19 protein-coding genes are annotated in these 24,353 nt (G+C 69.2%); 11 read left to right on the top strand and 8 right to left on the bottom strand.

The features are described from left to right. Positions 1-49 precede the first annotated feature (49 nt). From pbN1_RS16985 to pbN1_RS17005, 5 genes are all read right to left on the bottom strand, one after another. Positions 50-865 (bottom strand): endonuclease/exonuclease/phosphatase family protein, encoded by an 816-nt coding sequence (locus pbN1_RS16985; protein ID WP_169203635.1) that lies wholly within the window; start codon positions 863-865, stop codon positions 50-52. After that, positions 837-3,056, bottom strand: coding sequence for a VTT domain-containing protein (locus tag pbN1_RS16990; RefSeq protein ID WP_244857270.1), 2,220 nt, complete (start codon positions 3,054-3,056; stop codon positions 837-839). Before pbN1_RS16990 ends, pbN1_RS16985 begins: the two co-directional genes overlap by 29 nt. A 20-nt stretch (positions 3,057-3,076) precedes the next feature. Continuing rightward, positions 3,077-3,652, bottom strand: a complete 576-nt coding sequence (locus pbN1_RS16995) for a ferritin-like domain-containing protein (RefSeq protein ID WP_169203633.1) — start codon at positions 3,650-3,652, stop codon at positions 3,077-3,079. 518 nt (positions 3,653-4,170) lie between these two features. After that, positions 4,171-4,746, bottom strand: coding sequence for a hypothetical protein (locus pbN1_RS17000; protein ID WP_169203632.1), 576 nt, complete (start codon positions 4,744-4,746; stop codon positions 4,171-4,173). Positions 4,747-4,760: 14 nt separating this feature from the next. Beyond that, positions 4,761-6,194, bottom strand: coding sequence for an RNA polymerase factor sigma-54 (locus pbN1_RS17005; RefSeq protein ID WP_244856996.1), 1,434 nt, complete (start codon positions 6,192-6,194; stop codon positions 4,761-4,763). A 428-nt stretch (positions 6,195-6,622) separates the two neighbouring features. Between pbN1_RS17005 and pbN1_RS17010 the strand changes: the two genes are divergently transcribed. From pbN1_RS17010 to glgA, 6 genes are all read left to right on the top strand, one after another. After that, positions 6,623-7,321 carry a DUF4142 domain-containing protein gene (locus pbN1_RS17010; protein ID WP_169203630.1) on the top strand — a complete coding sequence of 233 codons (699 nt, stop codon included), beginning with the start codon at positions 6,623-6,625 and terminating at the stop codon, positions 7,319-7,321. A gap of 69 nt (positions 7,322-7,390) precedes the next feature. Beyond that, positions 7,391-9,640 (top strand): glycogen debranching protein GlgX, encoded by a 2,250-nt coding sequence (gene glgX, locus pbN1_RS17015; RefSeq protein ID WP_169203629.1) that lies wholly within the window; start codon positions 7,391-7,393, stop codon positions 9,638-9,640. 142 nt (positions 9,641-9,782) lie between these two features. Next, the gene (locus tag pbN1_RS17020; RefSeq protein ID WP_169203628.1) at positions 9,783-10,997 is read left to right on the top strand and encodes a glucose-1-phosphate adenylyltransferase; all 1,215 of its coding nucleotides are present in this window, start codon (positions 9,783-9,785) and stop codon (positions 10,995-10,997) included. After that, positions 10,994-12,964 (top strand): malto-oligosyltrehalose trehalohydrolase, encoded by a 1,971-nt coding sequence (gene treZ, locus pbN1_RS17025; RefSeq protein ID WP_210147552.1) that lies wholly within the window; start codon positions 10,994-10,996, stop codon positions 12,962-12,964. Before pbN1_RS17020 ends, treZ begins: the two co-directional genes overlap by 4 nt. A gap of 57 nt (positions 12,965-13,021) precedes the next feature. Continuing rightward, the gene (locus pbN1_RS17030) at positions 13,022-18,370 is read left to right on the top strand and encodes a malto-oligosyltrehalose synthase (protein ID WP_169203906.1); all 5,349 of its coding nucleotides are present in this window, start codon (positions 13,022-13,024) and stop codon (positions 18,368-18,370) included. After that, positions 18,367-19,851 (top strand): glycogen synthase GlgA, encoded by a 1,485-nt coding sequence (gene glgA, locus pbN1_RS17035; protein ID WP_169203905.1) that lies wholly within the window; start codon positions 18,367-18,369, stop codon positions 19,849-19,851. The genes pbN1_RS17030 and glgA overlap by 4 nt, the downstream gene beginning before the upstream one ends. On the opposite strand, the gene pbN1_RS20845 is transcribed toward glgA, so the two are convergent. From pbN1_RS20845 to pbN1_RS20980, 3 genes are read right to left on the bottom strand one after another with little or no spacing between them, the layout of a single operon-like run. Beyond that, positions 19,781-20,041 carry a glycosyltransferase family 9 protein gene (locus pbN1_RS20845; RefSeq protein ID WP_244856998.1) on the bottom strand — a complete coding sequence of 87 codons (261 nt, stop codon included), beginning with the start codon at positions 20,039-20,041 and terminating at the stop codon, positions 19,781-19,783. The genes glgA and pbN1_RS20845 overlap by 71 nt on opposite strands. After that, entirely contained in the window at positions 20,038-20,676 is a 639-nt protein-coding gene (locus tag pbN1_RS17045) for a D-glycero-alpha-D-manno-heptose-1,7-bisphosphate 7-phosphatase (RefSeq protein ID WP_169118689.1), read from the bottom strand. The genes pbN1_RS20845 and pbN1_RS17045 overlap by 4 nt, the downstream gene beginning before the upstream one ends. Beyond that, entirely contained in the window at positions 20,667-21,035 is a 369-nt protein-coding gene (locus pbN1_RS20980; protein WP_280516159.1) for a glycosyltransferase, read from the bottom strand. Before pbN1_RS20980 ends, pbN1_RS17045 begins: the two co-directional genes overlap by 10 nt. A gap of 146 nt (positions 21,036-21,181) precedes the next feature. Here pbN1_RS20980 and pbN1_RS17055 point away from each other — a divergent pair, with 146 nt between their 5' ends. The 5 genes from pbN1_RS17055 to pbN1_RS17075 all read left to right on the top strand — a co-directional run bounded on the left by pbN1_RS17055 (position 21,182) and on the right by pbN1_RS17075 (position 24,330). Continuing rightward, on the top strand, positions 21,182-22,603 hold the full coding sequence (locus tag pbN1_RS17055) for a sigma-54-dependent transcriptional regulator (protein WP_169203904.1): 1,422 nt from the start codon (positions 21,182-21,184) through the stop codon (positions 22,601-22,603). A gap of 159 nt (positions 22,604-22,762) precedes the next feature. Continuing rightward, positions 22,763-23,131, top strand: coding sequence for a hypothetical protein (locus pbN1_RS17060; RefSeq protein WP_169203903.1), 369 nt, complete (start codon positions 22,763-22,765; stop codon positions 23,129-23,131). Positions 23,132-23,228: 97 nt separating this feature from the next. Beyond that, a complete protein-coding gene (locus pbN1_RS17065) occupies positions 23,229-23,513 on the top strand; it encodes a hypothetical protein (protein ID WP_169118687.1) in 285 nt (94 codons plus the stop codon). 26 nt (positions 23,514-23,539) lie between these two features. After that, positions 23,540-23,929 (top strand): phage holin family protein, encoded by a 390-nt coding sequence (locus pbN1_RS17070; RefSeq protein WP_169203902.1) that lies wholly within the window; start codon positions 23,540-23,542, stop codon positions 23,927-23,929. Further along, positions 23,926-24,330 (top strand): hypothetical protein, encoded by a 405-nt coding sequence (locus tag pbN1_RS17075; protein ID WP_169203901.1) that lies wholly within the window; start codon positions 23,926-23,928, stop codon positions 24,328-24,330. The genes pbN1_RS17070 and pbN1_RS17075 overlap by 4 nt, the downstream gene beginning before the upstream one ends. Positions 24,331-24,353 lie beyond the last annotated feature (23 nt).

Below are 24,353 nucleotides of genomic sequence, written 5' to 3' on the forward strand. Positions count from 1 at the left end.
GGATTCCTCATGACGGTCCGGGCGGCCTGTACGGTTTCGCGTTCAAGTTTCATGCCGGGATCGCGTTCACAGCATCGCGTATCCGGACGTGCGGGATCACGGGACGCCTGCCGGTCGCGATGATCGCCTTCACGGGAAGGTGGTCGGAGGCCTTGCGCGAGGTGGGCGACCGGTGCGTCTCGAACGCCAGCAGGTTGTGACGCGGCCGCACCCACACGCGATCCAGCGCGAACATCGGCAGCCATACCGGAAACGAGCGCTCCGCCGGCGCGTGACCGAGAATGCCGTGCAGCCAGCGCAACGGACGGCCGAGCGGCAGCCATTCGTTGATGTCGCCGAGAACGATGACGACCTGGTCCATCGGCAGGTGGTGCAGCAACTGCAGCATCTTCTGCACCTGGAAACGGCGTTCCGCGGGCCGCAGGCCGAGATGCGTGACGATGACGCGCACGACCTCGCCCTCGACGTCGAGGTCGACTTCGAGCGCGCCGCGCGGCTCGCGCCGGTTGAAGCTCAGATCGTGCTGGCGCACCCCGAGCACCGGCCGGCGCGTCAGCAGCGCGTTGCCGAATTCGCCTTCGTGCCGCACGATCGTGTGGCCGGGGATCGCGGTCATCGACGCGGCGTGCGCGAGAAAGTCGAGCTGCATCGAATCGTGGCGGCGGTCGGGCTGGCTATCGACTTCCTGCAGGCCGATGGTGTCGCAGTTCAGCTCCGCGATGACGCGCGCGACGCGCGAGGCGTCCTCGCGGCGGTCGGTGCCGATGCAGCGATGGATGTTGTACGTCGAGATCCTCAGGCAGTCGCTGCCGAGGGCCTCGTTGAGGTTGCGCCAGCTAGCGAGCCCGGTTGCCTGTGTCGCCATGCGGGACGGCCTCCCTGTGCTGGCTCACCAGCCAGCGGCGGACCGCCAGCGTCAGCAGGCTGACGCCGACGACGGCAGCGGCGAGCACGGTGTAGTTGATCTGCGCCGGATCGTGCAGCGCGGCTTCGAGCTGGTCGCCGAAGATCGTCGTCGCCAGCGTGCCGGGCAGCATGCCGAGCAGCGTGCCGAGCATGAAGTGCCACAGGCGGATGCCAATCGCCGCGGCCACCAGGCCTTCGACCGCGAAAGGCGCCAGCGGCACGAGCCGCAGCGCGGTCACCGCCAGCAGGCTGCGGCGGCGCAGCGTGCTGGTGACGCGCCGCAGCGGGCGGCCGGCGAAGCTGTGCACGGTGTGCCGGGGCAGGTACAGGCCGGCGACGTAGGTCAGCAGCGCCGCCAGCAGGATACCCGACAGGGCGTAGGCGAAGCCGAGGAAAGGGCCGAACGCGACCACCGCCGCAAGCGTGATCAGCGGTCGCGGAAACATCACAAGGCATGCCGGCGTGTAGGCGGCCAGGATCACCAGCGGCGCCCACGGGCGGCCGGCGAATTCCTCCGCCCAGGCCGTCACGCGCGAGGCGTCGAGCCACGCGGCCAGAGGGGTGTAGCGCCACATCGCGGTAAGCGCGCCGACCACCGCGAAGAACAGCCCGACTTTCAGCGCAACGCGCTTGACGAGCTTGCGCCGGTCGCGCGGCGTGACCTCTTCCTCGACCACGACTTCCGGGCTGAACTCCTCGATCAGGCGGTCGAGCGAAACCGGCGCCGCCGGATCGCCCACGCTCGCCAGTTCGATGACGGTCTCGGGCCACTCCGGCAAGCGGTCGATCGGCTTGAGCGTGCGGGGGCGGCCGGCGAGGGCGTCGATCGCGCCGCGCAGGGTTCCCTGCCGGCGGAACGCGTCCTCGACCTGCTGCGGCGCGACATCGAGGTGTTCGGCGAGCAGCTCGTTGCGAAACGCGTGGATCGTCGCGGCCACCTGCGGGTCGCCGCGCGCTTCGAGCGCCGCGTCGCATTCGGTATCCATGCCCATCGAGCGGTTGCACAGGTTGGCCGAACCGATGCGCAGGATTTCGTCGTCGACGATCATCAGCTTCGAATGAAGGTCGATGCAGATGTTTTCGTCGAGGCCGTCGATGTGAGGGAAGAGGATATGGAACCGGCCGTAGTGGTCGGCGGCGCGCAGGCGCCCGATGAGGCGCGTGCGCAACACGTGCATCGTGTGTTCCTCGAGCCAGCCGTGGCTGAACAGGCGCACCACGACGACGATCTCGGGCCCGTCCGGCTCGGCCAGCCGCGCGGCGAGCGCCTCGCCGATGCGGTACGCGGTGAAGTACTGGTTCTCGATGTAGATCAGCCCGCGGGCAGCGGCGATCATGTCGAGGTATAGCGCCTCGACTTCGTGAATGTCTGCCTGCAGCGCCGTTTCGGGCAAGGTGCGGGCGAGCGCGACATCGATGTCGGTGAAATCGATGTCCAGCGACGCCGGCCAGCGTGACGGCGCTGGCGCCGGCGGCGGCAGGGCGTGGCCGGTCGCGCCCATCCAGCGCGCCCGTGCGATCCCGGCAAGCGCGAGCGCCGCTTGGCCATCCACCGCCATCATCAGGTCGTGGAACGGCGGGTAGCGTGCCTCGCCGCATACGCGGTGTGGTTCGTCGGGGCTGTGGGCGGGGGTGTCCCAGCGTCGTTCGGTCAGGTCGAAGCCGCCGATGAAAGCCAGTGCGTCGTCGATGACGACGATCTTCTGGTGGTGCGAACCGCTGACCGGATGCGTGTTGTCGTAGGCCAGATGCACGCGCCGGTGCGCGCGCCAGCCGAAGCCGTAGGTCGGCGGCAGCTCGCGGTCGACGCCGAACACCAGCGGGTAATCCCAGTCGAGGATGTGCACGTGCAGGTCGCGCCGGCGCCGCGTGAGCCAGTTCAGGAAGTCGCCGAGGCGGGTCGGGGGGCCGGCGCGGCTCTCGGCGTCGAAGCGAAGGCAGGTGTTGCTGTTGAAGTCCCACGCCAGGATCAGGATCGAGCGCGTCGCGCGCTCGGCGGCGGTGACGAAGGCCTTGAAATACGCCTCGCCATCGACGAGCAGCCCGACGTGGGCCGCCCGCGCGACGGTGAAGCAATTGACGCCGGGCCGGAACAGGCTCTCCCCGGGGTCCCGGTGTTTCCGGCTTTCGCTCAACGCCGGCGCGTCCACCGGTTGCAAGGCGTCCTCCGTCAGGCCGGGCGCCGGCCGATCTGCTCGATCAGCGACTGCATGTCGTCGGCGTGTTCCTCCTCGACGGCGAGGACGTCCTCGAACAGGCGCCGCGTCGTCGAGTCGGTCGTCCCGATGTACTGCACCGCTTCACGATAGCTGTCGATCGCGATCCGCTCGGCAACGAGGTCTTCCTTGATCATGTCGATCAACGACGCGCCTTCGATGTATTCGGCGTGGCTGCGCGCAGTCAGCGTGTCGGGCGAAAAGTCCGGCTCCCCGCCGAGCTGGGTGATGCGCTCGGCGAAGCGATCGGCATGCTCTTCTTCCTCGTGCGCGTGCTCGAGGAACTCTTCCGCGATGCTGGCCGAGGTCAGGCCTTTCGCCGTGTAGTAATGACGTTTGTAACGCAGCGTGCACACAATCTCGGTGGCGAGCGCTTCGTTGAGCAGCCGCAGGATCGTGCCCCGGTCGCCGGTGTAGTTTTCGGTCAACGCGCCTTCCTCGATGTGCCGCCGCGCGCGTTCGCGCAGGGTTTTCACGTCGGACAGCATGGCCGTGGCGGGGGAGGTCTGCGGGTCGGGCTGGCTGGGCATGTAGGGCTCCTGTCGAGTGTGAGAGTGAAGCAGACGCAGCGAGGGCACCCGGCAGCGAGCACGACGCCCGGCTTCCAGCGAGTCCGGCTTCGATCGGCGTCCCGGGGGAAGGACGGCGATCGCGTGGCGTCGCTGGACGGACCTCGCCAGGCTCGTCGTCTTCGTTCCGGGGCCCTCGCGACGATCCATGCGAACAGCGTGCCCGGGCGCGGGCGCAGCGCGACCAGCGCCCGCATTGCGGGTTGCGTGGCGATCGGCAGGCGGTAGCCGTGCGAGAACGGCAGCGGCACGCTCGGGATTTCCATGACGCACTCGTCCGCCGTCGCGGCCCGGCTCGGCAGCACGAGCGAATGGCGGTATTGCGGCCGAGCCTGCAGCCAGCGCCGTTTTTCCTGCAGATAGCGGCGGATGCCGCCGCTTTGCGAGGCATAGAACATCGTCACGTCGCAGACGTGCATCGGAGGTGCTCCCGGCTCAGCGGGCCGGTGTGGCGAAATCGAAATCGCCGCCGATGTCGCTCATGTTCCGGTGGCCGGCCCCGGCTGCGTCGCGCGGTACAGGATTTCGACCGGGCGGCGCGGATCGTAGTCCTGCCAGTCGCCCTCGGCCCACGTCCCGCTCGCGCGTTCGATCTGCCGCGCGCCGCAGTCGGTGAGGACCGACACCGCGACGGCCTCGCTGCCGGGGCGGTCGACGCGCACGCACAGCGCGGGTCCGGCCGGCGGCTCGGCCGGGTGCTCGACGCTGGCCTGTTCGGGATGCGCCGAGTGGGTGCGGCCCAGTGCACCCGCCAGCGAACCCACGTAGGCCCCGACGCCGGCACCCGCGAGCGCGCCGATCGGTCCGCCGACACTGCCGATGGCCAGTCCCGCCGCGCCGCCGATCAGCGCTGCAGTGGCTGCGCCCTTGCCGGCTTCGCTCGCGCCCTCGTCGCTGGCGGAATCGCCGCCGAAGCGCAGCAGGCCGTGCTGGCCCGGCGGATTCAGGTAGTACGACGAGTACTCGTCGGCGGCGAAGTCCCGCGCGGCGATTGCCGCGCGGGCCTGTTCGAGCTGTTCGGCCTGGGAAAAGTGGCCAACGATGATCGACGACATCGACGTTCTCCGTTTCAGGCATTGCCAACGACGCCGACCGGCATCACCGGCCGATGCGCCACGCGCCGCAACTCGACGCTCGGAACCCGCATCAGCGTGCGGTACTTGGTGACCGTGCGCCGCGCGAGCCGCAACCCCTGATCGGCCAAAAGCCGCGCGAGCTGGGCGTCCGACAGCGGGTGCAGCGGGTCTTCGGCCGTGATCAGCTCCTTGAGCAGCGCGCGGATCGCCATCGCCGAGCACGTGCCGCCGTCGTCCGTGGCGAGCTGGCGCGAGAAGAAATACTTGAACTCGAACAGGCCGCGCGGCGTCGCCATGTACTTGCCGTTGGTCACGCGGCACACCGTCGATTCGTGCAGCTTCAGCTCGCTCGCGATGTCCTTCAGGGCGAGCGGCTTCATCGCGACTTCGCCGTAGCTGAAGAACACGCGCTGGTGCGCGACGATCGCGTTCGCCACGCGCTGGATCGTGCTGAAACGCTGCTCGACGTTGCGCAACAGCCAGCGCGCCTCCTGCAGCAGGCGGTGGAACGACGCGTCGCCTGCGCTGCGTCCGGCGGCAATCTCGGCATATGCGCGGTTCAGGCGCACGTTCGGCTGCACCGCCGGGTTGAGCGTCGCGACCCAGCGGCCGCGGACCTGCCTGACGATGATGTCGGGCACGACGTAGCGGGTGTTGTCGGGTGCGAACGTGCGCCCCGGGCGCGGGTCGAGCGTGCGGATCAGCGCGCGCGCCGTATGCAGCGCAGTTTCGTTGCAGCCGAGGATCTGCTGCAGGCGGGGAAATTCGCGGTGTGCGAGCAGATCGAGGTGGTCGGTGACGATCGCCAGTGCGATGTCGCGCCCCACGGTCTCCGGGTCGAGCGCCTGTAGTTGCAGCAACAGGCACTCCTGCAGCGATCGCGCGCCGATGCCGGGCGGGTCCAGCTGCTGCACGAGTCGCAACGCGGCGCCGAGTTCGCGCACATCGACGTGTTCCTCGGGGAGGATCATCTCGGCAAGCTCTTCGAGCGGCGTCTCCAGGTAGCCGGCGTCGGTCAGTTCGTCGACGATCATGTGCGCCAGAGTGCGCTCGCGCTCGCTCATCGGCGACAGCAGCAATTGGGTGCGCAGGTTCTCGCGCAGGCTCACCGGTGCTTCGGTCCATTCGGTCCAGTCGTTTTCGTCTCCGTGAGACTGCGTCTGGCGCCGTTCGTCATAAGCCGGCGCGGGGAGGGGTATCTCTTCCGGTTCCCGCGTCGCTCCGTCGCCCTCGACCGGCGACGAGGGCGTGGCTTCGCGTGATTCCACCGGCATTGCCGGAGCTTCGTTTTCGTCCTCGAGGAAGGGGTTCGTCGAAACGGCCTGCTCGACCTCCTGGGCAAATTCCAGTGACGAGAGCTGAAGAAGACGAAGCGCCTGCTGGATCTGGGGCGTTATCGCCAGATGCTGGCGTAAACGAAGTTCCATTCCGAGATTCATGGCATCTCCTGTTGGCTGGGAAAATTGCGCCTTTTCCACCGGGCGCCCGCCGTTCCGCCGCAAAAGTCGTGCCAATCAATCGAGGCTTGCCGAGCCGTGGCCTGGGGACTCCTGCCAGCCCTTCCCGTGCACTTCAGCAAGCACGTTTTACATCTCGGGAGTAAGAATTGCCCCGGCAGGGCCGGCCCCGCGAACCTGTCCGCGGGGCCGGCCCTGCGCGGCTGCAAGACCCCGACGCGCAACGCGAAAACCCCAAATGGGCGATGCCTTCTGCACTTCCCGAACAGCGGGCACGCGAAATGCATCATTGCCCATTGTTCGGCCAAGCGTGGACCGCCCGTGCATGAGCGTTCACGGCCCCACGACCAGGCACGGAGGCCGCAACGGCCCGATCCGGAATAACGACAGGAGGTCCCATGGAAAAAAGTCGCATTCAAGCCCGAGCGAAGATCCTTGCGCTCGCCGCCGGCCTGGGGATGGGGGCGGCGGCGTGCGACCGGGCGGACGAAGTTCCGCCGCCGAATCCGACCGACACCCGGAACGTTCCGGAGCCCGTGAACCCCGCGACCGTGCCGAGCCCGCCGCCGACCATGACTCCCCCGGCGGACGGGGTAGCCGGCAGCGCGGCAGGAACCGGGACGGCGCCTGGCGAGCCCACCGCCGGACCGATCGCCGGGGTCGACCGTTCGTTCATTTCCGAAGCCATGTCGCGCGGACTCGCCGAAATCGAGGCCAGCGGGCTGGCGGCGACGAAAGGGGCCGATCCGAAGGTGAAGTCCTTCGCCGAGAAGCTGCAGAAAGACCATATGGATGCCAACGAGAAGCTCAAGAGCCTCGCCACGAGCAAGGGCATGACGGTGAGCACGACGATCGATCCCGCGGTTCAGGGCAAGCTGGACGAGCTCGAGAAGCTGTCGGGCGCGGAGCTCGACCGCGCGTACCTGGAAAACTTCGGCGCCAGCGCGCACCGGGAGACGATCACGCTGTTCGAGCGCCAGGCGCGGGACGGGCAGGATCCGGACCTGAAGGCGTTCGCCGAACAGACGCTGGGCGTGCTGCGCAGCCACCTCGAACTGGCGCAGCAGCTGCAGCCGGCCGGCACGGCGGCGCAATGAGAACGGTGAGCGCGTCCCTGTCAGCGCTCGTCCCGCAGGGGCGATGAGCGGCACGCGGGGGGTGGCGCGATGATGGGCGGGCTGATGCACGGCTTCCTCGCCTCGATGAAGGAGGGGCTGTCGTACCCGCTCGGTGCGACCTGGGATGGCGAAGGCGTCAATTTCGCGTTGTTTTCCGCGCATGCCACGCGCGTCGAGCTGTGCCTGTTCGACGACAGCGGACGCATCGAGGTCACGCGCGTCGATCTGCCGGAGTTCACCGACGAGATCTGGCACGGCTACCTGCCCGGCGCCGGGCCGGGCCTCGTCTACGGCTACCGCGTGCACGGGCCGTACGTGCCCGAGCAGGGACACCGCTTCAACCCGCACAAGCTGCTGCTCGACCCGTACGCGCGGGAAGTCGTCGGCAGGCTCAGGTGGGGGTCGGCGCTGTTCTCGTACGAGCTGCGCGGCAAGAAACCGGGCCACGGCTTCGACAAGCGCGACAGCGCTCCCTTCATGCTCAAGGCGCGCGTCGTGGCACCCGCCCCGCAACTGCCGCTGCCGGACCGCCCGCGCGTGCCGTGGGAGCGCACCGTCTTCTACGAAGCGCACGTGCGCGGCCTGACGCGGCTGCATCCGGCGGTGCTAGCGCGCCTGCGCGGCAGCTTCGCGGGGCTCGGTTCGACGGTGATCATCGAGCACCTGAAGTCGCTCGGTGTGACCTCGATCGAGCTGCTGCCGGTCCACCTCTTCGTCGACGACACGCATCTCGCCGAAAAGGGGCTGCGCAACTACTGGGGCTACAACTCGCTCGGCTTCTTCACGCCCGATCCGCGCTATCTCGCCGGGCGCGCCATCGCCGAGTTCCGCGACATGGTCGCGCGCCTGCACGACGCCGACCTCGAGGTGATTCTCGACGTCGTCTACAATCACACTGCCGAAGGCAACGAGCTGGGCCCGAGCTTCTCGTTCAAGGGTCTCGACAACGCGTCGTACTACCGCCTGAACCCGGACGAGCCGTGCTACTACATCAACGACACGGGCACCGGCAACACGCTGAACCTGAGCCATCCGCGCGTGCTGCAGATGGTGCTCGACAGCCTGCGCTACTGGGTGCTGCAGATGGGCGTCGACGGGTTTCGCTTCGACCTGGCGACGATCCTCGGCCGCGAGACGCACGGCTTCGATCCCGGCAGCGGCTTCTTCGACGCCTGCCGCCAGGACCCGGTGCTGAACCGCGTCAAGCTGATCGCCGAACCGTGGGACTGCGGCCCCGGCGGTTACCAGGTCGGCGCCTTTCCGCCGGGCTGGGGCGAGTGGAACGACAGCTTCCGCGATGCCGTGCGCTCGTTCTGGAAAGGCGACGAGGGGCGCGCGCCGGAGCTGGCGACGCGGCTGGCGGCTTCGGCGGACCGCTTCAACCGCCGCGGCCGGCGGCCGTGGGCGAGCATCAACTTCATCACCGCGCACGACGGCTTCACGCTGCACGACCTGGTTTCCTACAACGACAAGCACAACGAGGCCAACGGCGAGGACAACAACGACGGCCACGACGACAACCGTTCGTGGAACTGCGGCGCCGAAGGGCCGACCGACGACCCGGACATCATCGCGCTGCGCGAGCGGCAAAAGCGCAACTTCCTCGCCACGCTGCTGTTCGCGCACGGCACGCCGATGCTGCTCGCCGGCGACGAGTTCGGCCGCACCCAGCGCGGCAACAACAACGCGTACTGCCAGGACAACGAGCTCGGCTGGGTGAACTGGGCGGACATCGACGCCAGCGGCGAGCGCCTGCTCGCGTTCGCGCGCCACCTGCTGGTGCTGCGCGACGCCCTGCCGGTGCTGCGCCCCGGGCGTTTCTCGACCGGCGAGATGCATCCCGTCCATGAGGTGCGCGACGTCGCGTGGCTGAACCCGGCCGGCACCGAACTGGAAGAGAAGGAGTGGTCCGATCCGCAGATGCGCTGCTTCGGCATGCTCGCCGACGGCCGCGCGCAGCACACCGTGGTGCCACACCCGGGCAGCGACGTCATCGTGCTGCTGGTCGTCAACGCCGGACACGAGGCGGTCGAATGGACGCTGCCGCACGTGCCGGGCGCCGGGCACTGGACACGCCTCGTCAACACCGGATCACCGGATGACACGGCGTTTCCCGCGTTCGTTGCCGGCCACCGTGACACGATCGGCGCCCGCTCACTGCTGCTGTTCGCGGCCGCGGCGGACAAGCCCTCGGCGATGTTCATCGACGGGCTGCTCGTCGGCCTGACGGCACGCGACGCGAGGTCTCGTCTGCACATTGACGGCACAGAGGTGGATGGTCATGGGCAAGCGGACTGAGGTGCTGCAGGCGGGCTGTCTGCGCCGCATTCCGCACGAAGGGGGCGGCTTCCCGCACCATCTGGCCGGACGGCGCGGCTGCTCCCCAACTTTGGTGTCCGCGGCTCCCGGGCCGCGGGACGTGCTTGCGTGGAGGTGAATCATGATTGCCGGCAAATCAGTGCTTGCGTTCGTTATGGCGGGTGGTGAGGGTAGCCGCCTGCACCCGCTGACGGCGGAGCGGTCGAAACCGTCGGTGCCTTTCAACGGACGCCACCGCATCGTCGATTTTGTGCTGTCGAACCTCGTCAACTCCGAGATCTATTCGATCTACCTGCTGGTGCAGTACAAGTCGCAATCGCTGATCGAACACATCCGGCGCTCGTGGGTCATGAGTCCGCTGATTCCGCACCACTATGTCACGGTCGTGCCGCCGCAGATGCAGCACGGGCCGGAGTGGTTCCAGGGGACCGCGGACTCGGTGTACCAGAACCTGCACCTCATCGACCTGGTGAAGCCGGAACTCGTCGTGGTGTTCGGTGCGGACCATGTATACCGCATGGATCTGCGCCAGATGATCGAATTCCACATCGCGACGCAGGCCGACGCGACGGTCGCGGCGCTCCCCGTGCCGCTCGAATACACGAGTTCGTTCGGCATCATCCGCACCGACAGCGCGGGGCGCATCCGCGATTTCCGCGAGAAGCCGGAATCGGCCGAGCCGATGCCCGGGCGGCCGGGCCACGCGCTGGCGTCGATGGGCAACTACGTGTTTTCCGCCGATCTCCTCGTCGACGCGCTGATGCGCGCGCATTCGCGCGGCGGCCACGATTTCGGCAAGAACCTGCTGCCGGCGATGGCCGAGCGCAACCGCGTGATGGCGTACGACTTCACGACGAACCGCATGCGCGGCATCCGCGACTACGAGGAGCCGGCGTACTGGCGCGACGTCGGCACGATCGATGCGTATTACGAGGCCAACTTCGACACCCTCGGCGAATTTCCGAAATTCTGCATGTCGAATCCGTACTGGCCGATCTACGCGAACCCCGACCAGACCGAGGCCGCCCAGGTCCATGACGGCCACATCGGTGGCGCGTCGCTCGGTGCCGGCGTCGTGATCCGCCGCGCGGTCATCGAGCGTTCGCTGCTGCGCCGCGAAGTCGTCGTCGAGGAGGGGGCGCAGATCGCCGACTCGATCATCATGGACCGCTCGGTCATCGGTCCGGGAGCGCGGATCCGCCGCGCGATCATCGACCAGCACAACTTCGTTCCCTCGGGAATGAAGATCGGTTACGACCTGGAGGCCGACCGCCAGCGTTTCCACATCAGCGAATCCGGCGTCGTCGTCGTCGGCAAGGGACAGCTCAAGCCATGAACATGCATTACCGCGATGCCGGGGTCCCGGGTCGGGAATCGCCGGAACTGGAATACGGCGGCACCCGCCCGGGCGGGCCGTCGCACCATGGACCGTCGCACCATGGGCCGTCGCACCACATGCACCGCATGCCGTTCGGGCCGGACCGCATCGACGAGCACGACGAGAGCGCCGGCTACCGCTTCCGCCTGTGGGCGCCGACGACCAAGCACGTCGAGCTGTGCCTCGTCACGCCGTCGGGAGCGAAACATTACGTTCCGTGCGCCAAGTCCGAAGGCTGGCACAGCTGCCGGGTGGGGGAGGCGCGGGCGGGCGATCTCTACATGTTCCGGCTCGACGGCCAGCTCGAAGTGCCGGACCCGGCGTCGCGCTTCAACCCGCAGGACGTCCACGGCCCGAGCCTGCTCGTCGACCCGCGGCAGTTCAGGTGGGAGGACGGCGCCTGGCACGGGCGGGCGTGGCACGAGGCGGTGATCTACGAACTGCACGTCGGCACCTTCACGCCCGAAGGGCGCTACGACGCCGCCGAGCGCAAGCTCCCGGAACTCGTGCGGCTCGGCGTCACCGCGATCGAGCTGATGCCGCTCGCGGATTTCCCCGGCAGCCGTGGCTGGGGCTACGACGGCGTGCTGCCGTTCGCGCCCGACGCGGCGTATGGCAGCCCCGACGAGCTGAAGCATTTCGTGCAGACGGCGCACGGCCTCGGCCTGATGGTGCTGCTCGACGTCGTCTATAACCATTTCGGCCCGGACGGCAATTATCTGCAGGTCTATACGCCGCAGTTCTTCACGACGGAACATGCCACGCCGTGGGGCGGCGCGATCGCGTTCGACGGCGTCGCGAGCGCGACGGTGCGCGAATTCTTCATCCACAACGCGCTGTACTGGCTCGAGGAGTATCGCTTCGACGGCCTGCGGCTCGACGCGGTGCACAGCATCTTCGACGCGTCGCCCAGACACATCCTCGAGGAGCTGTCGATGTGGGTGCGTTCGCGCGCGGCCCGTCGCCAGCTCCACCTGGTCCTCGAACATGTCGACAACGAGGCGTCGCGGCTCGGCGCGCCGCAGTCGACAGGCACCTACGATGCGCAGTGGAATGACGACTTCCACCACGCCGCCCACGTGCTGCTGACCGGCGAGCGCGACGGCTATTACGCCGACTACGCGGACCGGCCGGTGCGCCACCTCGTGCGCTGCCTCGCCGAAGGCTTCGCCTACCAGGGCGAATTGTCGCCGTTCCACGACAGGCCCCGCGGCGAGCCCAGCGCCACGCTGCCGCCGACCGCGTTCGTCAATTTCCTGCAGAACCACGACCAGGTCGGCAACCGCGCGTTCGGCGAGCGGCTGGTGACGCTGGCGCCGCCCGACAGGCTGCGCGCGGTCGTCGCGCTGCAGTTGCTCGCCCCCTCGCCACCGCTGATGTTCATGGGCGAGGAGGCCGGGGCGACGACGCCTTTCCTGTACTTCTGCGACTACCAGGGTGAGCTGGCGACCGCGGTGCGGGAGGGCCGCAAGCGCGAGTTCGCGGGTTTCGAGCATTTTTCCGCGGTCGGCGAGGGCGGGCACGGGCACGGGCACGAAATCCCCGATCCGTGCGCCGAGGCGACGTTCCTCGCGAGCAAGCTCGACTGGACCGCGCGCGAAAGCGAAGCGGGGCAGCGATGGCTAAGCTTTTATCGGGAGTTCCTCGGATTGCGCCACGAGTTTGTCGTACCGCGCGTGCCGCAGATCGTCGCCGGAGCGTGCACGGCGACGATGCACGGCGACGAGGCGTTCGAAATCCGCTGGCCGTGCGCCGACGGCGGCGCGCTCGTGTTGCGCGCCAATCTCGCCAACGCGGCGGCGACGTTCGATCGCCTCGAAGTCGCCCCGTTCGCGTCGCTCGGGCCGGACGCGGACGAACCGCAGCAGCTCGCGCCGTGCTCGGTGCGGGCGTATGTCGTGCCGCCGGGCCGCGTGGGCACGTAGCTGGAAAGAGGCGCAGGAAGCAAGGCGCAGGAACCGGGCTGCAACAAGGGGGGGAAGATGGACGGCGAGACGGCGAGCGAGAGGGTGATCCACGCGGACTCGGGCAGGGGGCACGACGTCGGCGGCGAGGCGCGCCCAGGACTCGACGCGCTGTGCCTGGATCTGGGCGTCGCGCTCGAGTATGAGGACGCCTGGGGCCAGCGCACGGTCGTGCCCGAGGCGAAGAAGCGCGACATCGTCGCCGCGCTCGGCTATCCGGTCGCCGACCAGGCCGAGGCGGCGGCCTGTCTCGCGGACCTGCGCGCCGCTGCGCGCCGGCGCATCCTGCCGCCGTTGTTGGTCGTGCAGGGCGGCACCCCGCCGCTGCGGCTGACGGCGAACCTGCCGGCGGAGTTCGTCGGCCGTACGCTGCCGTGGCGCATCGTGCTCGAGGACGGCGGCGAGCGTTCCGGCGTCGTCGTGCCGCACCCCGTCCCGGCCGACCTCACGCTGCCCGACTCCGCCTCGCCCGGAACTCCCGTCCCGGACGCTGAGGGGAGTGGCGATGACAGCCGCCGCCCGACGCTGCTGGAGCTCCCCATCGACGTGCCGCCGGGGCACCACCGGCTGCTGCTCTTCGAGCCCGCGCAGCCACCGCGCGAACTGGCCAGCGCGGCGCTCGCGGTCTGCCCCGCGACCTGTTTCCAGCTGCCGCGCCCGGCGCCGCAATGCGTCGGCGACCGGCTGTGGGGGCCGGCCGTGCAGGTGTACGCGCTGCGCTCGTCGCGCAACTGGGGGATCGGCGATTTCGGCGACCTGCTGCGCCTCGTCGACCTCGCCGCCGACGCCGGCGCGCACGTCGTCGGAGTCAATCCGCTGCACGCGCTGTTCCCGCACGATCCGGCACGCGCCAGCCCGTACAGCCCGTCGAGCCGCGAATGGCTCAACGTGCTGTACATCGAGATCGAGACGACGCGCGACTACGGCGAATGCGCCGCCGCGCGCCAGCACGTCGAGGAGCCCGCGTTCCGGCAGCGGCTCGAAGCGCTGCGCGCAACCGAATTCGTCGACTACGGCGGCGTCGCCGCGGCGAAGTTCGAAGTGCTCGAGATGCTGTACCGCCACTTCCGCAGCGTGCATCTCGAACGCAACACGCAGCGCGCCGGGCTGTTCCGCGACTTCCAGCGCGAGGGCGGGCGCAGCCTGCGCGCGCACGCACTGTTCGATGCGCTGCAGGAACGGTTCTTCCGCCTCGACCGCGCGGTCTGGGGCTGGACGGTGTGGCCCGAGGCGTACCGCGACATCGACGGTCCGGCGGTCGAAGCGTTCGCCCTCGCCAACGAGGAGCGCGTCGAGTTCTTCGAGTACCTGCAATGGCAGGCCGAAGCGCAGCTGCGCCGCGTCGCCGCGCGGGCGCAGGCGCGCGGCATGGCGATCGGCCTGTACCGCGACCTCGCGGTGGGCGTGAACGAAGGCGGCTCGGAGACCTGGGCGCGGCCGAAGCTGCACGCGCTCGGCATCCACGCCGGCGCGCCGCCCGACGAGCTCAACCCGGCAGGGCAGGACTGGGGTTTTCCTCCGGTCATCCCGCAGCGCCTCGCGGCCGAGTGCTTCGAACCTTTCCTCGCGGTGCTGCGCGCGAACATGCGCCACGCGGGCGCGCTGCGCATCGATCACGTGATGAGCCTGATGCGCCTGTTCTGGCTGCCGACCGACCGGCCGCGCCGCGTCGGCGCCTACGTCGCGTACCCGATGGACGAGCTGCTCGGGCTGCTGTGCCTCGAGAGCCGCCGCCACCGCTGCGTCGTCATCGGCGAGGACCTCGGCATCGTGCCGCAGGGAGTCCGCGACGCGATGGCGCGCTACGCGATCCTCTCGTACCGCCCGCTGTATTTCGAGCAGGACTGGGGCGCCGGCGGTTTCAGGGCACCGCGGGACTGGCCGGCGCAGGCGGTGGCGTCGGTATCGACGCACGACCTGCCGACGCTGTGCAGCTACTGGAGCGGCTTCGACCTGCAGCTGCGCGACAGGCTTGGCATGTACCGCGAGCCGGGGATGCACGCTCGCCAGCTCGAACGCCGCGAGGCCGATCGCCGCGCGCTGCTCGCCGCGCTGGCCGCCGAAGAAGGATGCGGGGAGGGGGTCGGCGAGGGGGCCGGCACCGATCCGGCGCGCGTCGCGGACGACGATCCGCGCCTCGCGGTCGCGGTGCATCGCTTCATCGCCCGCACGCCGGCGGCAATTGCGGTCGTGCAGTTCGAGGACGTCCTCGGGCAACTCGAAGGCGTCAACCTGCCGGGGACGAGCGAGTCCGAATACCCGAACTGGCGCCGCAAGCTCGGCGCCGAACTCGCCGACATCGAGGTCGACCCGCGGTGGCGCGCGGTCAGCGCCGCGGTGGATGCGGAACGGCCGTGCCCGCTGCGCGAGCTGAGCGGCGGCCCGGCCGATTTCCACCCGGAGACTGCGGCAATCCCGCGCGCGACGTACCGGCTGCAGTTCCACGCCGACTTCGGCTTCGCCGCGGCCGAAGCGGTGCTGCCCTATCTCGCCGAGCTCGGCATCAGCCACGTCTATGCGGCGCCGTTCCTGAAGGCGCGCCCCGGCAGCCGGCATGGCTACGACATCGTCGACCACCAGGCGGTGAACCCCGAGATCGGCAGCGAGGCGGACTTCGACCGTTACTGCGCGCGGCTGGCCGAGCTCGGGCTCGGGCAGGTCCTTGACGTCGTGCCCAACCACGTCGGCGTGCTCGGCGCCGACAACGAGTGGTGGCTGGACGTGCTCGAGAACGGCGAGGCGTCCGAATACGCGGAATACTTCGACATCGACTGGCAGCCGCCTTTCCCGGAGCTGCGCGGCAAAGTGCTGCTGCCGGTGCTCGGCGACCAGTACGGGCTGGTGCTCGAAGCCGGCGAGCTGCGGCTGGGCTTCTGCGCCGAGCGCGGCGAATTCAGCGTGCATTACTTCGAGCATCGCTTCCCGGTCGATCCGTGCGACTACCCGTCGATCCTCACCCCGGCCGCCTCGACGCGCGGCGCGCAGAGCGTCGCCGCCGCCGAGCAGGTCGAACTCGAGACGCTGCTCGCGGCGCTGCGCCACCTGCCGCCGCGCGACGTCGCCGACCCGGCGCTGCAGACCGAGCGCCGCCACAACAAGAACCTCTTCAAGCAGCACCTCGCGGCGCTCCACGAGCGGCTCCCGGCGGTGCGGGCGCGCATCGAGGAACAGCTTGCAGCGTTCAACGGGCGCGTCGGCGAACCGGCGAGTTTTGACGCGCTCGACGCGCTGCTCGCGCGCCAGGCGTACCGGCTCGCGTCGTGGCGCGTCGCTGCCGACGACATCAACTACCGCCGCTTCTTCGACATCAACGACCTCGCGGCGCTGCGCATGGAAGTGGAAAGCGTGTTCGAGGCGACGCACGCGCAGATCTTCCGCTGGCTCGCGGAAGGGCGCGTGGCGGGCCTGCGCATCGACCATCCGGACGGGCTCGCGGAGCCGGTCGCGTATTTCGAACGCCTGCAGGCCCGCCACGCGGCGATCTGCCGCGAGCTCGCGCTCGCCCGCGGTACGCCGCCCGCCGGGCCGGAACCGGCGCTGTATCTCGTCGTCGAGAAGATCCTCGCCGAGTTCGAGCCGCTGCCGGCCGAGTGGCCGGTGCACGGCGACACCGGCTACCGCTTCGCGAACCTGTGCAACGGACTGTTCGTCGATTCGGCGCAGGAGTCGCGCTTTTCGCGGATCTACCGCGCCTTCACCGGCGAAGCGCGCAATTTCAGCGAAGTGCTGCACGAAGCGAAGCTGCTGATCATGATGCATTCGCTGCCGGGCGAAGTCAGCGGGCTGGCCGGGCTGCTCCACGACATCGCCCAGCACGACCGGCGCACGCGCGATTTCACGCGCAGTCGGCTGCGCGGCGCGCTGAAGGAGATCGTCGCCGGCTTCCCGGTCTATCGCACCTACATCGGGCCGCGCGGGGTTTCCGACACCGACCGCCGCTACATCGAGCGCGCTGTCGCGAGTGCTGCCGCGCGCACCCGCGCGGGCGATGCGACGGTGCTGCGCTTCGTGCGCGACGTGCTGGTCTCGGCGCCGACCGAAACCGCGGCCGAACTGCGCCCGCTCAAGCTGCGCTTTGTGCGGCGCTTCCAGCAGTTCACCGCGCCGGTGATGGCCAAGTCGATGGAAGACACCGCGTTCTACCGCTACAACCGGCTGGTGTCGCTGAACGACGTCGGCGGCGATCCGCACACGTTCGGCATCGCGGTGCAGGATTTCCACGCCGCGAACGAGCGCGTCGCGGCGAGCCACCCGTTCGGCCTGCTCGGCAGTTCGACCCACGACAGCAAGCGCTCGGAGGACGTGCGCGCGCGCATCGACGTGCTGTCCGAAATGCCGGGCGCGTGGCGGCTCGCGCTGCGACGTTGGCGCAAGCTCAACGAGCGCCACAAGCGCCGGGTCAATGACGCGCTTGCGCCGTCGTGCAACGACGAATACCTGCTGTACCAGACGCTGCTCGGCGTGTGGCCGGCGACACCGCCCGACGGTCGCGGTCTGGCCGAGCTCGCGCGCCGTGTCGACGCCTACATGCTGAAGGCCGTGCGCGAGGCGAAACGGCACACCAGCTGGATGAACCCCGAGCCCGGCTACGAGGCGGCGCTTTCCGGCTTCGTGCGGCGCCTCTTTGCCGGCGGGCTCGACAATCCGTTCGTCGCCGACTTCCTGCCGTTCCACGCGCGGGTGTCATGCTTCGGCTGCTACAACAGCCTCGCGATGGCGCTGCTCAAGCTCACCGCCCCCGGCGTGCCGGACATCTACCAGGGTTGCGAGACGTGGAACTACCGGCTCGTGGACCCGGACAACCGCCTCCGGGTCGATTTCGCCGCCGCGCGCGAACTCCTGCACGGCCTGCAGCAGGCGTGCCCGGACGGTGCGGACGAGGCCACGCGGCGCAACGTGCTCGCCGCGATGCTCGGCGCGATGTCCGACGCTCGCGACGACGGTCGCACCAAGCTCTACGTGCTGTGGCGCGCGCTCGCGGTGCGGCGCGAGTTCGAGCAGACGATGCGCTTCGGCCGCTATGTCGCGCTGGAGACGGACGGGCCGGCGGCGCTGCACGTCGTCGCGTTCGCGCGCGTGCTCGGCGACGACATCGTCGTCGTCGTCGCCTCGCGCCTGCTGTTCACGCTGTGCCGCGGCGACGCCTCGCTGCTGCGCGACGCGGCGATCTGGCAGGGCACGTTCGTCGAGCTGCCGGCGTTCTCGGAAGGCCGGCAATGGCGCGATGCGCTGTGCGGGCAGGGCGTGCGGCCGGAGTGCGCCGGCAACCGCTGCCGTCTCGATGTCGCGCGCCTGTTCGGTGCGCTGCCGCTGGCCCTGCTCGTGCCGCAACGCGAGCGTGCCGTCGCCAGCCGGGAGGCGGGATGAATGCCACCAGGAAAGCCGCCCGGCTCCGCGTGCTGTTCGCGACGCCCGAGTGCGCGCCGTGGGCCAAGACGGGCGGACTCGGCGACGTCAGCGCGAGCCTGCCGGCCGCGCTGGCCGCGCTCGGGCTCGACGTGTGCGTGCTGCTGCCGGGCTATCCGTCGGTGCGCGAGGCGGCGCGCAATGCGCGCAAGGTCGCGGACATCCGCGCCGAGCACGGCCTGCCGTCCGCCCGCCTGCTGCGCGCCCGGCTGCCGAGCGGCGTGCCGGCGCTGGTGCTCGATTGTCCGTCGCTGTACCGCCGGGAAGGCGGCCCGTACCAGGACGGCGAGGGCGTCGACTACGCCGACAATGCGCTGCGCTTCGGCCTGCTGTCGCACGTCGCCGCGCGGCTGGCGAGCGCCGCGAGCCCGCTGGTGTGGCGCGCGGACATCCTGCACTGCAACGACTGGCCCACGGCTCTCGCGCCGGCGTACCTGAAGCTCGGCCTGCCGGGCGCCGCGCCGAGCCTCGTCGTCGTCCATAACCTCGCGTTCCAGGGGATCTTCCCGCTCGACGTCGCCGAGCGGCTCGGACTGCCGCCGGAGAGCCTTGCGCCCGAAGGCGTCGAGTACTGGGGCAAGCTGTCGTTCCTGAAGGCCGGCCTCTACTACGCCGACCGCATCGTCGCCGTCAGCCCGACCTACGCGCGCGAGATCCGCACCGAGGCGCACGGCTGCGGCCTGCAGGGGCTGCTCGAAACGCGCGCGAACCGCCTCGCCGGCATCCTCAACGGCATCGACGTGGATGCCTGGGATTCGCGCACCGATCCGTATCTCCACGCGAACTACGATGCGGACACGCTCGAAGACAAGGCGCCGAACAAGCGCGCACTGCAGGCCGAGTTGGGACTGGCGGCCGACGACGGCGCGCTGCTGCTCGGCATGATCAGCCGCCTGACCGACCAGAAGGGCATCGACCTGGTGCTCGATGCGCTGCCGGAATTGCTTGCGCGGCCGGTGCAGCTCGCGCTGCTCGGAGGCGGCGACGCGCGCTTCGAAGAGGCGTGGCGCGAACGCGCGGCCGCGACGCCGGAGCGCATCGCGGCGGTGATCGGCTTCGACGAGCGGCTCGCGCACCGCATCGAGGCCGGCGCCGATGCGTTCGTGATGCCGTCGCGCTTCGAGCCGTGCGGGCTGAACCAGATGTACAGCCAGCGCTACGGCACGCCGCCGATCGTGCGCGCGACGGGCGGGCTCGTCGACTCGGTCGGCGACTTCAGCATCGACAGCCTGCATCGCGGCGAAGCGTCCGGTTTCCTGTTCGCCGACGCGACGCCGGCGGCGCTGGTCGAGGCCGTCGACCGCGCGATGAAGGTGTTCGCCGACCGCGTGGCGTGGCGCACGCTGTGTCGCAACGGCATGGCGCGCGACTTCAGCTGGGGGGGCAGCGCCGGCCGATACGCGCGGCTTTACGTGGCGATGCGAGCAGCGGCGGCAGCCTGAGCCGCGCGGCCCACGCGGCCTCGCGCGCCGGCGCCGCGGACGCGAGCAAGGTGATATGCCGGCCCGGTACGGATTCGCGCAAGGCCCGCAGCGCAGGGGTGGTCATCAGCGCGTCGCCGAGGTTGTCGAGCCGCACCGCGAGGATGCGTCGTGCCTCTTTCCAGCGCGCGGCCCGCGTCAGCGCGTTCATCCCGGCTCGTCCGTCTGCCACACCGTGAACCCGCTCTCGGGTTCCGCCGCGATGCTGTCGAGCACCTCGGCCGGCGTCCATTCGAGGATGCCGTCGACCGCTTCGGCGAGGCTCGATGCGACGAGGTCGGGCTCGCGCATCGGCCCGTGGCGCCATTCCGTTTCCGACCCGACCGCCAGCAGCACGGTGCGGCAACCGGCCCGTCGTCCGGCTTCGATGTCGTCGAGGATGTCGCCGATCAGCCACGAGCGCCGCAGGTCGAGGCGGTGGTCCTGCGCGGCCTGCAGCAGCAGGCCGGGTTCGGGCTTGCGGCATTCGCAGCGGCCGGCGAAGCGGTCGTCGGTGCCCTGCGGATGGTGGGGGCAGTGATAGATCGCGTCGAACACGACGCCGTACGGCGACAGCAGCGCGGCGATCGCGGCCCACACCGCTTCGAGCGCATCGGGCTCGAACAGGCCGAACGCCACGCCCGGCTGGTTCGTCACCAGGATGAGGTGGTAGCCGTGGCGCTGGAGCCGTGCGAGCGCTTCGCCGGCGCCGTCGCGCAGGCGCACTTTGGCCGGATCGACGTTGTACGGCACGTCGTCGATCAGCGTGCCGTCCTTGTCGATGAAAACCGCAGCATTCAGGGCCACGATGTCTCCCCCATCGGCAGCTGCTGCGCATGCGCCGCATGCCGGCGCGGCCGAAATCCCGTGACCCCGTCGACGACGGTGTGCTTGATGCCGCCGACCTTTGAGCCTATCACCGGGCAGCTGCAGGCCATCGTTTCGAGCGGCGTGATGCCGAACGGCACGTCAGCGACGCCGACGGCGCCGATGTCGCGCTGCAGGATGGTGCGGAACATCGCGAAGATCGCCCAATACACGATCGTGCCGCGGATGAAGAGCTCGAGCGGCGAAACCGTCAGCCCAAACATTTCATTCCAGTCGATCGCCATCATGGCCTCCTCCTGCGCACCGGCGACGCGCGTCTGCAGCCGTCGCCCTTTCACGCTCCGCTGCAATCCGCTTTCCCGGCGCGGGCGCTCCAACGGGCGACAGCTCGCAGGCAATTGACTGAAAAAATTACAACTTCCCGCGATGGGCGGAGGTTGGCGGGACTAGTATCAAGCTAGCGTCGTGCCACCACGGAGGAGAGATGTCCAACGTATTGCTGGTCGATGACGACTCGGAAACCATAGGCTGGCTCAGCGAGTTCATCAAAGGCGAGGGCTATACCGTGGCCACCGCCGATTCGTTGCGCGCCGCGCGCATCCATCTCACCCGCTCGACCCCCGATGTCGTGCTCACCGACCTGATGCTTCCCGACGGGCTGGGGATCGAGCTCGTCGACGAGCTCGAATCGCGCGACACCACGGAAGTGGTCGTCATCACCGGGCACGCGAGCGTCGAGACCGCGATCGACGCGCTGCGCTCCGGCGCCACCGACTACCTCGTCAAGCCGGTCGACATCGAGCGCCTGCGCGGCATCCTGCAGCGGATCCCGAAAACGGAGCATTTCCGCCAGGAAATCGGCGAGCTGCGCAACGAACTGCGCAAGCTCGGACGCTTCGGCCACATCCTCGGCAGCTCCCCGCCGATGCACCGCCTGTACGACCAGCTATCGCGGGTCGCGCCGACCTCGGCCTCGGTGCTGCTGATCGGCGAGAGCGGCACCGGCAAGGAAGTGGTTGCGCAGACCATCCACGACCTGAGCCGGCGCAAGCGCCACCCGTTCCTGCCGCTCAACTGCGGCGCGGTCTCGCCGCAGCTCGTCGAGAGCGAGCTGTTCGGACACGAGAAAGGCAGCTTCACCGGGGCCGACCGCCAGCACCACGGCTTTTTCGAACGAGCCAACCGCGGCACACTGTTCCTCGACGAAGTCACCGAGATGCGACCGGATCTCCAGGTCAAGCTGCTGCGCGTGCTCGAGACCGGCACGTTCATGCGGGTCGGCACGAACGAACATATCGCGACCGACGTGCGGCTGATCGCCGCGACGAACCGCTCGCCCGAAAAAGCGGTCGCCGAGGGCCGCATGCGCGAAGACCTCTACCACCGCCTCAACGTGTTCCCGATCTACCTGCCGCCGTTGCGCGAACGCGGCACCGACCTGGAACTGCTTGCGGAACATTTCCTCGCCGAACTCAACGAGCAGGAGCAGACGAACAAGCGTTTCTCGCCTGCGGCGATCGCCGCGCTGTATGCGCACAACTGGCCGGGCAACGTGCGTGAGCTGAAGAACTACGTCCATCGCGCCTTCATCCTGGCCGACGACGTCATCGAGCCGGACCACGCGCCGGAGAATTTCCTGCAGAAGTCGCACAGCTCGGTGATCACGATCCGCGTCGGCACGCCGCTCGACGAAGTCAACCGGCGGGTCATGGAGGCCACGCTGATGGAATGCGGCAACGTCAAGCGCAAGGCGGCCGAGATGCTCGGCATCAGCCTCAAGACGCTCTACAACCGCCTCGCCGTCTATAACGCCGGCAAGGAGCTCTATGACGAAGAGGATGCCGAGGAGTTCGCAGGCGGGCCGGGCGACGACGAGGACCGCGTTTCGAACAACGGGGTCCAGTGATGCCGCAGCGGCGGGGCGGGTTGCGTCGATGTAAGTCTTACAGGCTGGCGTAAGTCTTACTGGACATCCGCATTGCATTTCCTGCGGCGGGAGGCGTTTTTCCCCTGCATGGAATGTGCTTGCAGGAGAGAACATGCAAACTCCCCCGGAGGTGTGCCCATGAGCAAGGAAAGCAGACGCGATCCATCCAGGCCCGGGCCGGCCGATCCACCGAACCCCCGTTATCCGGTCCCCGACGCCGAAGCCACGAACCTGGCCCGTCCCCCGGTCGCCGACGAGATGTCGCTGCCGCATGAAAGGGACGAAGCGCCCGATCGGCCCGAGCCGCAGGGGAAACTCCCGCGCAAGGTGATCGAACAGGCGGCGCGTGATATCCGCCGCGGCCTGCGCGACACCACGGGGCGCGGTATTCCGTCGGACGTCCCGGGTCCGGGCGTGCCGCCCGAACGCTCGCCCGGTGCCGACGTGCCGCCCGATACGCCGGAGGCGACGAACCGCGACCCGCGCGACGACGAGCGCCGGCGATGAACGTCATCCCGTCTGGGCACGCGGTTTGCGCGGCGAGTGCGCCAGCGGCTTTGCCTCGGCAACGGGCTTTGACAGATCACTCAAAGGAGAACCCAGAATGGAAAACACGACAACGGGTACGCAAGGCACGATGGCCGGAAGCGCGGAGAAGGGAGCGGAGAAAATAGAGCAGCTCTCGAGCACTGCCCACGAGGCGGTCAATCGTGTTGCCGGGGCTGCATCCTCGACGCTGCGGCACGCCGGGGAAAAAGGGCAGGAGTGGATCGCGGCGCAGGAGCATATGCTGGAGGGCGCACGCGAGTGCGTCAGGCGCCATCCGGTCGCGTCGGTGGTGATCGCGGTGGGAGTGGGGATGCTGTTCAGCCGCTTCACGTCGCACTGATCGCGTCCCACGAGCGGGAGTCGGTGATGGCGGCGGGAACATACGAGACAGGCCCGGCAGACCCTTCGCTGCCGGGCCTGTTGCGTCGGGTCAAAAGTCTGGCCAAAGCGTACGCAGCGCTGGTCGTCGTCGACGCCCGCCACGCGGTGCACCAAGTCATCGAAGTGCTGTGCGTCGCGATCGTGGCGGCAGTGCTGGTGGTCACGGCGTGGCTCGCATTCGTCGTCGCCGTCGCCGGCTGGCTGCTCCAGGATGGCATCCCGTGGCCGGGGGTGCTGGCGTGCGCGGGACTGATCAACATCATCGCCGCCGCGCTCGCGGGCACCTGGCTGTGGCGTCAGCTCAAGCGCAATCCACCGCTCGCGGCGACGTTGCGGCAGGTCGAGGGCGAGCCGCCGCGCGGAGACGGACAATGAACACACGTGGAGGATCGCTCGCGCAGGCCGAAGCGCGGGTCGCGCGCGAGCGGGCATTATTGGACGCGCAGTTTGATGCGTGGCGCGGGCATGTGCGCAACGAACTCACCTCCCCGCGGGGTCTGGGGGCAGCGTTGATGATGGGGTTTGTCGTCGGCAACGTGCTGCGGCGACGCCCTCGCCGGCACGAGGCGGCGGCGCCGGTGCGCAAGGGCTTTCTCGCGGTGGCGACAGGCCTGGCGCTGTCTGTGTTGCGCTGGCGCTACGGCAACCCATGGGCCGCGGTGCCGCATGTGGTGGGGTGGGTGCAGCAGCAAGGCGCAGGCAGAACCGCTCCGTCAAGCGCGGCCGCGGCCCAGTCATATCCCTGGCAGGGGCCGCGCGCGATTGCGAAACGGTAATTATCTGCAAAAAAGAACACCGC

The sequence above is a fragment of the Aromatoleum bremense genome, from assembly GCF_017894365.1.
Taxonomy (GTDB): Bacteria; Pseudomonadota; Gammaproteobacteria; order Burkholderiales; family Rhodocyclaceae; genus Aromatoleum; species Aromatoleum bremense.